This is a genomic window from Mesorhizobium sp. ESP6-5 (genome assembly GCF_020164695.1).
Taxonomy (GTDB): Bacteria; Pseudomonadota; Alphaproteobacteria; order Rhizobiales; family Rhizobiaceae; genus Mesorhizobium; species Mesorhizobium australicum.
Genome location: NZ_JAIUGR010000001.1, coordinates 35,710 through 49,348, shown reverse-complemented (window position 1 = coordinate 49,348; position 13,639 = coordinate 35,710). Strand labels below are relative to the sequence as shown.

The 13,639-nt window shown below is 62.6% G+C and carries 15 protein-coding genes; 10 read left to right on the top strand and 5 right to left on the bottom strand.

Features of this window, described 5'->3' with window-relative positions:
• Positions 1-7 precede the first annotated feature (7 nt).
• Positions 8-691 carry a response regulator gene (locus LB524_RS00250; protein ID WP_015317499.1) on the top strand — a complete coding sequence of 228 codons (684 nt, stop codon included), beginning with the start codon at positions 8-10 and terminating at the stop codon, positions 689-691.
• Positions 692-704: 13 nt separating this feature from the next.
• Here LB524_RS00250 and LB524_RS00245 read toward each other — a convergent pair whose 3' ends face one another.
• Positions 705-2,045 carry a hybrid sensor histidine kinase/response regulator gene (locus tag LB524_RS00245; RefSeq protein ID WP_224523064.1) on the bottom strand — a complete coding sequence of 447 codons (1,341 nt, stop codon included), beginning with the start codon at positions 2,043-2,045 and terminating at the stop codon, positions 705-707.
• A gap of 14 nt (positions 2,046-2,059) precedes the next feature.
• Positions 2,060-3,196 (bottom strand): FIST signal transduction protein, encoded by a 1,137-nt coding sequence (locus tag LB524_RS00240; RefSeq protein WP_140616037.1) that lies wholly within the window; start codon positions 3,194-3,196, stop codon positions 2,060-2,062.
• A gap of 312 nt (positions 3,197-3,508) precedes the next feature.
• Between LB524_RS00240 and LB524_RS00235 the strand changes: the two genes are divergently transcribed.
• From LB524_RS00235 to LB524_RS00220, 4 genes are all read left to right on the top strand, one after another.
• Complete coding sequence (locus LB524_RS00235; RefSeq protein WP_140661098.1) at positions 3,509-4,009, top strand: (2Fe-2S)-binding protein; 501 nt, start codon at positions 3,509-3,511, stop codon at positions 4,007-4,009.
• A 125-nt stretch (positions 4,010-4,134) separates the two neighbouring features.
• Positions 4,135-6,480, top strand: a complete 2,346-nt coding sequence (locus tag LB524_RS00230; protein ID WP_224523062.1) for a xanthine dehydrogenase family protein molybdopterin-binding subunit — start codon at positions 4,135-4,137, stop codon at positions 6,478-6,480.
• A 114-nt stretch (positions 6,481-6,594) separates the two neighbouring features.
• Positions 6,595-7,392 (top strand): FAD binding domain-containing protein, encoded by a 798-nt coding sequence (locus tag LB524_RS00225; protein ID WP_224523060.1) that lies wholly within the window; start codon positions 6,595-6,597, stop codon positions 7,390-7,392.
• A gap of 256 nt (positions 7,393-7,648) precedes the next feature.
• Positions 7,649-8,671, top strand: coding sequence for an acyltransferase family protein (locus LB524_RS00220; protein ID WP_224523058.1), 1,023 nt, complete (start codon positions 7,649-7,651; stop codon positions 8,669-8,671).
• A gap of 125 nt (positions 8,672-8,796) precedes the next feature.
• On the opposite strand, the gene LB524_RS00215 is transcribed toward LB524_RS00220, so the two are convergent.
• Positions 8,797-9,285, bottom strand: coding sequence for a GNAT family N-acetyltransferase (locus LB524_RS00215; RefSeq protein WP_140821971.1), 489 nt, complete (start codon positions 9,283-9,285; stop codon positions 8,797-8,799).
• A complete protein-coding gene (locus LB524_RS00210; protein WP_015317507.1) occupies positions 9,282-10,040 on the bottom strand; it encodes a copper homeostasis protein CutC in 759 nt (252 codons plus the stop codon). Before LB524_RS00210 ends, LB524_RS00215 begins: the two co-directional genes overlap by 4 nt.
• Before the next feature lie 199 nt (positions 10,041-10,239).
• Between LB524_RS00210 and LB524_RS00205 the strand changes: the two genes are divergently transcribed.
• The gene (locus LB524_RS00205; RefSeq protein ID WP_224523056.1) at positions 10,240-10,668 is read left to right on the top strand and encodes an SRPBCC domain-containing protein; all 429 of its coding nucleotides are present in this window, start codon (positions 10,240-10,242) and stop codon (positions 10,666-10,668) included.
• Positions 10,669-10,771: 103 nt separating this feature from the next.
• Positions 10,772-11,227: a carboxymuconolactone decarboxylase family protein gene (locus tag LB524_RS00200; protein WP_140792304.1), complete on the top strand. Its 456-nt coding sequence runs from the start codon at positions 10,772-10,774 to the stop codon at positions 11,225-11,227.
• A 95-nt stretch (positions 11,228-11,322) separates the two neighbouring features.
• On the opposite strand, the gene LB524_RS00195 is transcribed toward LB524_RS00200, so the two are convergent.
• Positions 11,323-11,754, bottom strand: coding sequence for a cupin domain-containing protein (locus tag LB524_RS00195; protein WP_140714930.1), 432 nt, complete (start codon positions 11,752-11,754; stop codon positions 11,323-11,325).
• 340 nt (positions 11,755-12,094) lie between these two features.
• Between LB524_RS00195 and LB524_RS00190 the strand changes: the two genes are divergently transcribed.
• The 3 genes from LB524_RS00190 (at position 12,095) to LB524_RS00180 (ending at position 13,447) form a co-directional block, all read left to right on the top strand.
• Positions 12,095-12,583, top strand: a complete 489-nt coding sequence (locus LB524_RS00190) for an Hsp20 family protein (RefSeq protein WP_140616045.1) — start codon at positions 12,095-12,097, stop codon at positions 12,581-12,583.
• A gap of 68 nt (positions 12,584-12,651) precedes the next feature.
• Positions 12,652-13,104 carry a hypothetical protein gene (locus LB524_RS00185; RefSeq protein ID WP_140616047.1) on the top strand — a complete coding sequence of 151 codons (453 nt, stop codon included), beginning with the start codon at positions 12,652-12,654 and terminating at the stop codon, positions 13,102-13,104.
• A 43-nt stretch (positions 13,105-13,147) separates the two neighbouring features.
• Positions 13,148-13,447: a DUF982 domain-containing protein gene (locus LB524_RS00180; RefSeq protein WP_140616501.1), complete on the top strand. Its 300-nt coding sequence runs from the start codon at positions 13,148-13,150 to the stop codon at positions 13,445-13,447.
• The last annotated feature ends 192 nt before the right edge of the window (positions 13,448-13,639 follow it).

Here is a 13,639-nt window from a genome sequence, read left to right as displayed (position 1 = left end):
GAGCCCTATGACAGCCCCTACCGATCGCGTCCGGTTCCTTATCATCGACGATCATCCGCTGTTTCGCGAGGCGCTGCACAGCGCCGTTCAAATGGCTTATCCCGAGGTCGACACAGTCGAAGCGCGCTCGATCGCCGAGGCGCTGGACTTGCTGGCCGACGCAAAGCCTTTCGACCTTGCGCTTCTGGACCTCAGCATGCCCGACGTGCACGGCTTCGAGGGGTTGTTGCAGCTCAGGACCCGCTATCCGCGCCTGCCAGTGGTGATCGTGTCGGGTTATGAGGAGCCTCGCATCATTTCCGAGGCCTTGTCCTACGGCGCTGCCGGCTTCATTCCGAAATCGGCGCGCAAGAGCGATCTCGCCGCCGCCATTCGCTCGGTGATGGACGGCGCGATCTATGTGCCTGAAACCTATGAGGGCCTGCCGCCGGGCGCGGACAGCACCGATCGCGCCGATATGGTGCAGCGGCTTTCCAAGCTGACGCCGCAGCAATTGCGCGTGCTGCAGATGCTGCGCCAGGGCCTGCTCAACAAGCAGATCGCCTACGAGCTGCAGGTCGGCGAGACCACGGTGAAGGCGCATGTGTCGGAGATCCTGCGCAAGCTCAATGTGTATAGCCGCACGCAAGCGGTGATCGAGGTGTCGAAGCTGGACAGCGCCGAGCTGTTCCGGGATCAGGTAGGGTTTTGAACCAACCCTCCCGCTATGCCAGCAGATGCGCCAGCAGTGCCCTTAGCTGCGCCGGCTTCACCGGCTTGCGCATCAGTTCGATGCCGCCGGCCCGTGCTGCCTTGGCCACGGCTTCGGAGCTGTCGGCGGTGACGATCAGCGCCGGCACGGCGCGGCCGAGATAGTCGCGGACCTCCGATATGGTGGCGGTGCCGAGATCGCCGCCGTCGAGATGCTGGTCGGCAATGACGATGTCGGGCAGCCAGTCGGTGTCGCCAAGCATGTCCAGCGCATCGGCGGTGGAGGTCGCCGCGCGTACCAGGCACTGCCAGCGTTCGAGCAGGAAGGTCATGGCTTCCAGCACTTCGGCGTCGTTTTCGACCAGCAGCACCTTGGTGCCGAACAGGCCGTAGCCGCGCGGCCGCTCCATGCTGGCGGCGCTGGCGATGGCGTCGGCCGGCGCGCCGAGGCCGACGGGGACATCGATGTGGAAGATGGTACCGCGGCCGACCCTGGATGAAAACGTGACGGGATGGCCGAGCGCGCCGGCCATGCGGCGCACGATGGCGAGCCCCAGCCCAAGACCGCCGCCGTCGAGTTCGGCGGTAGCCGGCAAGGTGCCGCGATGGAACTCCTCGAACACCGCTTCGCGCTGATCCTCGGGGATGCCGCAGCCCGTGTCGGCGACATCGATGCGGATGGTGTCGCCGCGATGGCGTGTGCCGACAAGGACGCCGCCCGAGCGCGTATAGCCCAGCGCGTTGGAAAGGATGTTCTGCAGGATGCGGCGCAGCAGCGTCCTGTCCGAGCGGACCACGGCATTGACCGGCCGGAATTTCAGCGACAGCGCCTTCAATTCCGCCACAGGCTGGAAATCCGAGCGCAGCGACGAGAACAGCGCCTCCAGGCTGACGTCGCCAATGTCGGGCTGAACCACGCCGGCGTCGAGCTTGGAGATGTCGAGCAAGGTGCGCAGCAGGTCTTCCATCGTTTCCAGCGAGCGCTCGACCTGCCGCACGAGCTTCTCTCCCTCTTCGCTGGTCTGCACCTCGGCAAGGGCTGAGACGGAGAGATGGGCGGCGTTCAGCGGCTGCAGCACGTCGTGGCTGGCCGCAGCCAGAAACCGTGTCTTGGACAGGTTCGCCTGTTCGGCGTTTTCCTTGGCGGCGCTGAGATCGATGTTCGACTGCTCCAGCCGCCGCAACGTCGAATGCAGTTCCTCGGTGCGCGTACGCACCCGGCTTTCCAACGAGATCGCCGTCTGGAACAGCGAAAAGGCATTGCCTTGCTGGTCCATCGAGCGCTCGACGCGGCTGACCAGGGCGGCGTTGATCTTCTTCAGCCTGTCGAGATCGTTTATGTTCCTGAGCGGCATGCTGTTGCGCCGCCCTATTCAGCCGCCTGGCGGTCGCCGAAAGCGATGCCGGTGAAAGTCTGGTTGAGGTGCATCGACCGGTATTGTTCGCCATAGGTGCCGAAGCCGATGACATTGTTGACCCGGTAGAGTTCCGAAATGTCACGAAAGACCTGGCGGTTGCGCGCATCCAGCCGGCGCAGCACGCAGTCGAAGCCAAGGATCATATCGATGCCGCCCAGCCTTTCCTCGACCTCGCGCAATGCCGCTCGTGTCGCGTCCACCATGTCCTTGGGCTGGGCGATCGACAGCACGACACCGTCGTCGATGGCGCAGAAGAACGACAGCGAGCCATCCGCGTGCATCTTCTGGATTGAGCGGCAGTAATATTCTCCGCCCACCTTCACCACCACTGGATGCGAGGCGAAGCTCAACGGTGTCAAGGTCTGTGGGAGGATCCCGACCGAAGCGGCATATTCCTCCGCCGCATTGGTGGCGTTGAATTCCCGCACGACGCGGTGATCCGGGTCGGACGCGGTCACCACCAGCTTTTCGTCGGTGGGAACGAAATTGTCGGTCTTGAAGACGTGGAACGGAATTTCCGTGGCGACCAGCACGATGATGGCGCTGTCGGAGGTGACCCTGCCGTTCGAGATCAGACGCGTCGTCTCGAATTTCAAATCGTCGCCAGCCGAGCCGCCGAGGAGCGGTATGTCGTCGAGACCCCAGTGGATGGCCGAACTCACCGCTTCCTCGGCATAGGACAGCCCGTCGATGAAGCAGAGCGCGAAGGTGTTGCTGGTCTGCTCGCCGCCGAGCCGGGCGCGCAACGTGCGCCGCAGGGCCTCGACCTCTTCGGTGATCCTGTCCATGCCCGATGTCGACAGATTGTCGATCATCGTGCTGACCGCCGTGAAGGACGCCGAGGGCAGCAGCATCGCCAGCATATGGCCTTCCTCGAGCCCCTGCGGCGTGATCTCGCCGGCGGTGGAACAGCCAGCATGGTGGAGACACGGCGCGTGGGCCGAGAGTGCCCGTGACAGGGCGCCGGCCTCGATCAGGCTCTGGGAAAAGAACACGAGGGCAAAGCCGGCATTGATGGCGGCGGCCTCGGCGGCTACCGCTCGTGCGAAGACATCCGGGTCGGGCTGGTCCGTGGTCAGCGCCGACAAGCCGCATGCGTAGCGCGTCCGTGAACTTGTCAGCGGCGGTCCTCCCGCATTTCCTCCGACGCCTTCTTGTGCGCGGCTTTTCAAGTGCTCCTGGCGCGCGGGCGACGAGGGCATTGTTGCCGCCAGAAGGCGTTTTGGCAATGGGGCCGGAGGAATGCACTTTGGTGCCCTGGCCATGACCGAAAGTACAATGATCCGCCTTTTCCGTCGTGCTGTTTTTTGTGCGTTGTGCGGTGTACGACTAGCACGTGGCCGAAGTGCCAGCGGCGCGTCGGCAGCGTGATGACCAAGGTTGACACCCAGGGAGGGGCTATGTCGGACGTTTCGTTGATGGTGAACGGGAAGCGGGTCGGCGGTGCCGTCGAGGATCGAACGCTGCTCGTCCATTTCCTGCGGGAGAACCTCGGCCTGACCGGCACTCATGTCGGTTGCGACACCTCGCAATGCGGCGCCTGCGTCGTGCATGTCGATGGCAAGGCGGTGAAGTCCTGCACCATGCTCGCGGTCCAGGCCTCGGGGTCGAGCGTGATTACGATCGAAGGCCTGGCCAGTGGCGCCGACTTGCATCCCGTCCAGGCAGCCTTCAAGGAACATCATGGTCTGCAATGCGGCTTTTGCACGCCGGGCATGATCATGGCCGCGACCGACATGATCAACCGCCACCCCGAAGGCCTCGACGAGGCCACGGTGCGGGCAGAACTCGAAGGCAACATCTGCCGCTGCACAGGTTACCACAACATCGTGAAAGCCATCCTCGCCGCATCGACGACGATGTCGAAGGGGGCCAAGGGCAAGGCGAAGCAAGCGGCGTGAGGGAAAAGAGGAGTGGAGTAGTCGGTAGTCAGTAATCGGTCTGAACCGGCGGCTGTCCTCACTACTACTTCCTATTCACACTTCCTATTCACACTTCCTATTCACTTTTCGGGAGGAATCTCTGCATGGGTATCGAAGGTGTCGGCGCTCGGGTCGCGCGCAAGGAAGACAAAAGATTCATCACCGGCGCCGGCCGCTATGTCGACGACATGGTGGTGCCCGGCATGAAGCATGCGGCCTTCGTGCGCAGCCCGCACGCCCATGCGCAGATCAAGAAGATCGACGTGAAAGCGGCTCAAGGCATGCCGGGCGTCATCGGCGTCTTGACCGGCAAGGAACTGAAGGCCGACGGCATCGGAAACCTCATCTGCGGCTGGATGATCCATTCCAAGGACGGCACGCCCATGAAGATGGGCGCATGGTCGCCGCTGGCAGTCGACAAGGTCCGTTATGTCGGCGATGCGGTCGTGGTGGTGGTGGCGGAAACCAAGGGCCAGGCACGCGATGCGGCCGAGGCGGTCGAGATCACCTACAAGGAATTGGAGGCGGTCGTCGATGCGACAAAGGCACTCGAAAAGGGCGCTCCGCAGGTCCATGCCGAGGCCGAGAACAACCTGATCTTCGATTGGGAAATCGGCGATGCCATGGCCACCGACGCCGCCATCAAGGCGGCGGCGCATGTCACGCGCATGAAGATCGTCAACAACCGGCTGGTGCCGAACGCCATGGAGCCGCGCGCCGCACTTGGCCATTACGACAAGGCCGAGGATCATTATACCTGCTGGACGACATCGCAAAACCCGCATGTCGCGCGGCTGGTGATGAGCGCCTTCTACAATGTCGCGCCCGAAAACAAGCTGCGCGTGATCGCGCCGGATGTCGGCGGCGGCTTTGGTTCCAAGATCTATATCTACCCGGAAGAGATCGTCTGCCTGTGGGCCTCCAAGAAGACCGGCGTGCCGGTCAAATGGGTCGCCGATCGCACCGAGAGCTTCCTCACCGACGCGCATGGCCGCGACCACGTCTCGACGGTGGAAATGGCGTTCGACAAGAACAACAGGATTACCGGCTTCAAGGTCGATACGATCGCCAATCTCGGCGCCTACATGTCGCTGTTCTCGTCCTGCGTGCCAACCTATCTCTACGCAACGCTGCTGTCAGGCCAATATGACATCCCGGCCATCCACGCCAATGTGCGCACTGTCTACACCAACACGGCACCCGTCGATGCCTATCGCGGGGCAGGACGGCCGGAAGCCACCTATCTTCTGGAACGCACCATGGAAGCGGCGGCACGCGAGCTCGGCGTCTCGCCGGCAGACCTTAGGCGCAAGAATTTCATCACCACGTTTCCGCACCAGACACCAGTGATCATGAACTATGACGCCGGGGACTATGGCGCTTCGCTCGATGCGGCGATGAAGACCGCCGACTATACCGGCTTTGCCAGGCGCAAGGCGGATTCGGTCAGGAATGGCAAGCTGCGCGGCATTGGCATGAGCTGCTACATCGAGGCCTGCGGCATCGCGCCGTCGGCAGCGGTCGGCTCGCTCGGCGCCGGCGTCGGCCTGTGGGAATCGGCTGAGGTAAGGGTCAACGCCGTCGGCACGATCGAGGTGCTGACAGGCTCGCACAGCCATGGGCAGGGGCACGAGACGACCTTCGCGCAACTGGTCAACCAGCGTTTCGGGGTGCCAATCGATTCGGTGTCGATCGTCCACGGTGACACCGACAAGGTGCAGATGGGCATGGGCACCTACGGCTCGCGCTCGGGCGCGGTCGGAATGTCGGCGATTGCCAAGGCGCTCGACAAGGTCGAGGCCAAGGCCAAGAAGATCGCCGCCCACCTGCTCGAAGCCGACGAGGGCGACATCGTCATCGAGAACGGCGAGGTCAAGGTCGCCGGCACCGACAAGAGCCTGCCGTGGTTCCAGGTGGCTTTGGCCGCCTATACCGCGCACAATTTGCCGGCCGGCATGGAGCCAGGCCTGAAGGAAACGGCGTTCTACGATCCCGCGAACTTCACCTTCCCGGCGGGCTGCTATATCTGCGAGGTCGAGATCGATCCGGAAACCGGAACGACCGAGATCGTCCAGTTCGTGGCTGCGGACGATTTCGGCAACATCATCAATCCGATGATCGTCGAAGGACAGGTGCATGGCGGCATTGCCCAGGGCATCGGCCAGGCGCTGCTGGAAGGTGCTCACTACGACGCCAGCGGGCAACTGCTGACGGCAAGCTACATGGACTACACCATGCCACGTGCCGGCGACCTGCCGTCGTTCAAGGTCTCGACGTCGAACACGCCATGTCCGAGCAACCCGCTCGGGATCAAGGGCTGCGGCGAGGCCGGTGCCATCGGCTCACCGCCGGCAGTGATCAATGCCATCACCGACGCCATCGGCATCGTCGATATCGCCATGCCGGCCACACCGTCCACCGTGTGGGCCGCGATCCGCGCCGCGAAATGAGTGACTGGGAAAGTAGTGAGTAGCGAGTAGGGCAGCGTGCCATCTCCGGCGGCGGCCATTCCCTGCTCCCTACTGACTACTCACTGCTGACTAACCACTTAGGGGGAGGATCCCATGTACGCAGTCAACTATCACCGTGCCGCCTCGGTCACTGAAGCCGCCAAGCTCGTGAAGAGCGGCGACGCCAAGCTGCTTTCCGGCGGCATGACCTTGATCCCCGCCATGAAGACGCGGCTGGCGGCGCCGTCCGATCTGGTCGACCTGTCCCGCATCAAGGAACTGCAGGGGGTCAAGGTGTCGGGCAAGACGGTCACGATCGGCGCTGCCACCACGCATTTCGACGTCGCCAATGACGAGAAGCTGCGCAAGGCCTGCCCGGCACTTGCCCATCTGGCGTCGCTGATCGGCGATCCGGCGGTACGCCACAAGGGCACGATCGGCGGTTCGATCGCCAATAACGATCCGGCGGCGGACTATCCGGCCGCACTTCTGGCGCTCGGCGCCACCATCATCACCAACAGGCGCGAGATGTCAGCCGACAAGTTCTTCAAGGGGTTGTTCGAAACCTCCTTGAAGGACGGCGAGATCGTCACGGCGGTCTCCTTTACGGCACCGGCGAAGGCTGCGTACGAAAAATTCCGCAATCCGGCCTCGCGCTACGCGATCGTCGGCGTGTTCGTGGCCAAGGGCAAGGACGGCGTCAGTGTTGCCGTCACCGGCGCCGGCGACGACGGCGTCTTCCGCTCGAAGGAGATCGAGGCAGCACTTGCCAAGAGCTTCGATGCCGCTTCGCTCAATGGTGTGAAAGTGCCGGCGAAGAACCTGATGAGCGACATTCACGCTTCATCAGACTACCGTGCCAATCTGATCACAGTCATGGCCAAGCGCGCGGTGGCGGCAGCCAACGCCTGACGCAAGATCGATTACGGACGGGGGAACGGGCTGTCACGGCCCGTTTTCATTCCCGGCGACCGTAGGCCTAGTTCCCGTCGGCCACGTCCCCATCCTTGCTTGAAGCAATTCCGGCCCATGCTGCGGGGGACATGCATCGGCGGCAATCTCGCACTTGCACAAACTTATATTGCGCTGCAGTATAGATCAGGGCGGGAATGCGAGCCGGGTTCGGGAATTAGCCGTGCCTTTCGCATTACAATGCGAAGGGATCGGCATGTCCGAAATTTCCGCGACCCATCTGGTTCCGCCCCGAGCGATCGTCGAGCTACCGGCCAGGACAAGACTGGCCTATCTCGATGGCTGGCGCGGTCTGTCGATCGCGCTCGTGCTGATCGGGCATTTTTTTCCCGTTCCCGGGATCAATCTGGGCGTGCTGGGCGTCGAATTCTTCTTCGTGCTGAGCGGCCGGCTGATGGCCGAAATCCTGTTCATCGAACGCTATCCGCTGAAGAAATTTTTCAAACGCCGGTTCTCGCGCATTTATCCGGCGCTTCTGGTCTTTGTCGTCGTCGCCATGATCGCGCTCTCAGGCACGTTCATCGCCTTCAAATGGAAGGCGGCCCTGACGGCGCTGACCTTCACCTACAACTATGCCGGAATTCTCCTGAATCGGGCCGGCGCGCTCGACCACATCTGGTCGCTCTGCATCGAAGAACATGCCTATATCATCCTGGCGGCGATCAGCGCGGTCGTTGCCAGCCGCAGCCGTGTCATCCCGCTGCTGCTCGTCCTGGCTCTGCTGGCCATGGTCAATGGCGCGGTTTCCTACTGGTTCCTGCACATGGATTATGAGACCACGTACTGGCGCACCGACGTGCACATCGCCTCGATCCTGCTGTCGGCCGCGATCTGCCTGCTCAAAGCGGACGGCAAGCTGCCGACCTTGCTGAAGGGGCCTTATGTCGCCGTTGCGGCGGCCGTCGGCGCGGTTTGCCTGTTCATGGACTCGGTACCGACACCGATCCACTACCTGGCCGCGGTGCCATTGCTGGCGATTGCCGTCAACGCGCTGGATTTCAGCACGCGGTTCTTGTCCGGATGGCTGTCGTCCCTGCCGATGACGACGCTGGGTCTATGGTCATATTCCCTCTATCTGTGGCAGCAGCCCTTCTACAAATTCGTCTACGAGCAGGGCAGCAATCCATGGCCGATGCTGGCCGGGGTTTTTGCCTGCGCGCTCTGCAGCTACTACCTCATCGAGCGCCCAGCACGCGAATGGCTCAACCGCAATTGGTGAGCCGCCCGATGGTTTGATAGTCGCCAGACGATAGCCGTACGACCGCGAGGTCCCTTTTCGTCAGATAGCGCTTAGCCGTTTTTGGGGGTGGCGCAACGTCCAGGTGAGTCGGCGGGTGCCACCGATCAGGTGGCGATCTGCCTGACGTAATAGCGCACCGCTTTCTTGCCGCCATGGATCACCGCGTCGCCGACTTCGGCGAAGCCGAGTGCGGCGTGGAAGGCATCCGAGGCGGGGTTGGGCGGGTCGGTGTTGACCTCGCAGGTGACCAGCGCGTGACCGGCGCTCCGCGCATGGTCGAACAGGTCCCGATAGAGCCGGCGAGCATGGCCGCGGCCTCTTGCGTGCGCCGCCACGACGACGCGGTCGACATAGATGAAGCTGATGTAACGCTCGCGAAACCAGACGAAGTTCGGGCTGTCGTAGTTGGCATCCTGGTCGAAGGTCATGATGAAGGCTTCGAGATCGCCGATGCGGCGCGCGTAAAAGGCCTCGGCGAGCAGGAACGACAGCCGTTCGGCTTCAAGCCACGACAATTCGGCGGCGTGCTCGTTGTTGAGCGCCAGTATTGCCGCTTCGTCGGCCTGCGCAATGCGGTCTATGGGCGAGGTCATGCCTTGGCCGCCGCGATTGTCGCCGCCACCAGCGCTGTATCGGTCAGCGTGTTGCGATATTCGCGGTCGAGATCGGAGCCGCCCATGCCGACCTTCGGATTGCGGTAGCGCATGGCGCTCGACACGTCCTTGAGGGCGGCGAAGTGCATTTCGGCCAGGCCAGTCCTTGCGCGCACCTCGGCGATATTGCCGAGATCGAGCCCGCCGCAACCGAGGATGATGATGCGCTCGCCGGCCAGCCGGACCAGCTCTTGCAGCAATGCCAGGCCTTCGATCGCCGTGTCGCGCTGGCCGCTGGTCAGCACGCGGCCAACCCTGCAGCGGATCAGCGCTTCCAGGGCTTCGGCCGGATCGCGAGTCATATCGAAGGCGCGGTGGCAGGTTACGTTCAAGGGGCCGGCGGCCTCTGTCAATTCGCGCATGCGCTGCTCGTCGATGGTCCCGTCGGGGTTCAGGCAGCCGAACACCACGCCGGGCACGCCGAGTTCGCGAAGCGCGGCGACGTCGGCAAGCATCGAGCGGTATTCGGTCTCGCTGTAGAGAAAATCCCCGCCGCGCGGCCGCACCATGACATGAAAGGGCACGGTCGCCTGGTCGAGAGCGGCGCGCACGGTGCCGAGGCTCGGCGTGGTGCCGCCTTCGACAAGGCTGGCGCAGAGTTCGATCCGGTCGGCGCCGGCGGCCTGCGCGGCGAGCAGGCCATCAATGCCTTCGACACAGATTTCTATAAGCGGCGGGCGAATTTTTGGGGTCAAGGGGCGATCCAATCCATGGTGTTGCGCAAGCCCTAGCACCCGGGCGCCTGGCGCGGAAGCGTGAACGCTACGCCGCCACTTGGACCAGACGGCAGATTCCATTCTTGACAGTCACATAACTGCAGGGTTATGGGTTATACATAGCTGATGGGTTATGATTTTGCGCGTGGCACCACGACAGCAACGAGAGGAGCAAGGCATGACGGAAACCAAATCGATCGTCGTCGAAAGGCTGATTCCATATTCGGCGGAAAAGATATGGCGCGCACTGACCCTGCCGGTACTCGTCGGCGAATGGCTCATGCAGAATGACTTCGCTGCCCAAGAGGGGCATCGCTTCACATTCCGTGCGACACCAGTTCCCGGATGGTCCGGGGTGACGAACTGTGTGGTGCTAAAAGTCGAGGCGCCGCGGCTGCTGGCTTATAGCTGGGGCGATGGGACGGAATCGGACAGTGGGTTGAAAACCGTGGTGACGTGGTCACTGAAACCTGAGGGGACGGCGACCCGGGTGCGAATGGAGCAGTCGGGATTCCGGCCCGCCGACGAGCGTGGCTATATCGGCCTGGGAAGTGGCTGGCCGCGCATTCTCGAACGGCTCGAACAGGTTACCTCAAACCAGGCCTGATACGCGGCAGGCAGCTAACAGTTTCATCAAGTTCGAAACCCTGGATGCGAGGCGTCCGGGCCGGGAAAACACGCCCGGAGAACAGTTCAAAAGGAAAAGACACATGCAAGCGAGAATCAAGAACCCGGTGATGCTCATCCCAGGCGCCCTGCAGGCGTTTCTGGCGCTGGACAAGTCGACCGAGGCAGCGGACCTGCCCTATGTGACACGCAAGCTCGTGCATCTGCGCGCCAGTCAGATCAACAGCTGCAGCGTCTGCGTCGACATGCACGCGCGCGAGCTCAAGAAAGCCGGCGAGAAGGAAGAGCGCATCTTTGCCCTCGCTGCCTGGAGGGAAACGCCTTATTTCACCGACGCCGAACGCGCGGCATTGGCGCTGGCAGAAGCCGGCACAAGGCTCGCCGACCGACCGGACGCGGTGCCGGACGATATCTGGGAGGAGGCGGCCCGGCATTATGACGAGAAGGCCCTTGCCGGACTGGTCATCCAGATCGCCCTGATCAACGCCTTCAATAGGCTGAACGCGACGACCCGGCAGCCGGTTGGCGCCTGGGGCTGAGCGCCGGGTGCACATGGGGGGCTGGGTCCACGAGGCGAGGGGCGGGCGGCGCATTGCCTTCCCGCCCCGCCGGGAGCACCTATGCAACCTGGTGGCTACTGTCGCAATTCGGTATTCTTGGCGCCTTCCTCGACCTGATCGATCACCAGGAGCTTGACCGGCCCGTCGCCAATGTTGGTGGCCTGGTGCCACTGCCCGATCATTTCGATGATGAAATCGCCAGTCTTGTAGGTGTTGCTGTTGCCGGTTTCGACATTCGTGACCTTCAGCGTTCCGGCCTGGACATAGGCGTAGCGCGGGAAGGGATGGCGATGGACCGGCAAGGTCGCGCCGGGCGCGATGTCATAGGTCGAGACCAGCACCTGCACGTTCTTCCGCGGCAGCGTGATCGGCTGCCCGGATGCAGTGGTGGTACGTGATGCGAGTGGCGTCACGACGACCGGGGTTCCGCTGCTGTCCAGTGCATGAGCGCCGGTCGCGAACGATGCTGCCGTGAGCAGCAATGCCGATGCCAGGATTTTCCGCATGATGTCCTCCCTTGACCGACGCATCTATCGCGCGGCGGCGGCAGCGTGCAAGGCCGCTCGTGACCAGAGGCCGAACCTGGCGTGCATTTGCACGGGCAGTTGATCCACCACCCGGGCCATGTTCCTCACCCGCTTCCAACCGGAAGGCTGTCCTGCAAGGTCTGATGCATGCCCGGTCATGAACGGCCATGGTGCTGCTTCAAAAAAATTTCGGGCGACCTCTTGAACAAAAAAATCATGATTCCCAGATCGTTTTCCGTCGAGGCTTCGGCTCGACATACTGCGTCGCGGCGACGCTGCGGCGACCCGTAAACCATGTTGCTTCACGGAGGATATGGCTATGAGAAGCTTTGATTATTCGCCTCTTTACCGCACCACGGTCGGCTTCGACCGGCTCTTCGACATGCTCGAAAACAGCGTGCGCTCCGACTGGCCGCCCTACAACATCGAGAAGAATGGCGACAACGACTATCGTATCACGATGGCCGTCGCCGGCTTCGGTCTCGACGAAGTGGAACTTGTGCAGAACGGCCCCGAATTGTCGGTCATCGGACAGAGAAAGCCCGATCAGCAACATCGGGAAATCCTCCACCGGGGCCTGGCGATAGGCAACTTCAAGCAGGTGTTCAAACTTGCAGACCACGTCAAGGTCAAGGCGGCCAATATTCATAATGGCCTGCTGTCGGTGGACCTGGTCCGCGAAGTGCCCGAGGAACTCAAGCCCCGGCGCATCGAGATCGGTTCCAACGCCGCAGCGGTTCCGCTTCAGGATGGCGGCAACAAGCAGTCCATAGATGTGGATGCCGAGCCGCAACGCAAGGTGGCCTGATACAAGAAACCTCAGTCTGTGGTCCGCCTCCCGGCTCGGCCGGGAGGCACAGATCGCGGAGAACGGAGATGAGATCCCAAGCTTACAGTTTTCATGAATCCAAACCGACGGATTACGCAGCGGAATTCGCTGCGCTGCGTACGCCCGAGGACGTCCTGAACGAGAACATGACGATCGGCGAGAAGAGGGCTCTGCTCGCCTTCTGGGCCTCGGACGCCCATGCGGTTCCTGACAACCCAACCCTGCGTCAATTGGACAACGGTGCGATGGCGCAGGTCAGCGAGATTCTTCGTGCGCTCCACACCCTGGACGAGATTGCGCGCAAGCCGACGGCCAGGGCACCGTTTGATCGCAGTCCGTCCTCAGACCAGCGTCGCAACAAAACCAGGCGCAACTGGCTGCGGTACCCCTGGCGAGATGACGACGACGATGATCCGCCGCCGGTTCCGGCATATGCCGGTGTCCCACCCAGGTGTGGGGATGGCGGCATGTTCGCGGAGCCTGAGCATGCCGTCGCGTGAAAAGCTGAAGCAAACGAACACCCTCAACCGAATGGAGGACTATATGGGCGACAGGACGTTCGATCGACCGGTGTTAGTCAAGGATGGCCAGTTCATCCAAGAAATAGGAAGCCTTGAGGATGCATTCGATTTCCTGGATGAGTGGCCGCGGGAGCGTCGAGGCCCGATTTTCGAAACGGCCTTCCGGGCTTGCCAGCGTGCTTACGATGGCCAGATACCACTCTCGGTCGCGCGCGATGCCGTCGCTGGGTTCGCGAGATCCGTCAAGATGCTGCAGGAGCCGCTTGCTCCGCTGCCCTGGATGAGCGGCACCAAATCTGGCCGCGGTGGGGTGGCCGCCTAGCTGCTGCGACACCGGCAGCGGCACTGCCCAGAGGTGTCGCTGCCCGCAGTCCCTACGGGTTAGCAGGACGGGTCACAGCCACGGCGAACCCACTATGTCGCGTGGTGCCGACGATGGCAGGCAGTCTTTTGAGAAATTGGCTCCCCGGGCCGGACAAGTTTGGTAAATCGAACCGGGTGCGCAAAGGTCCAG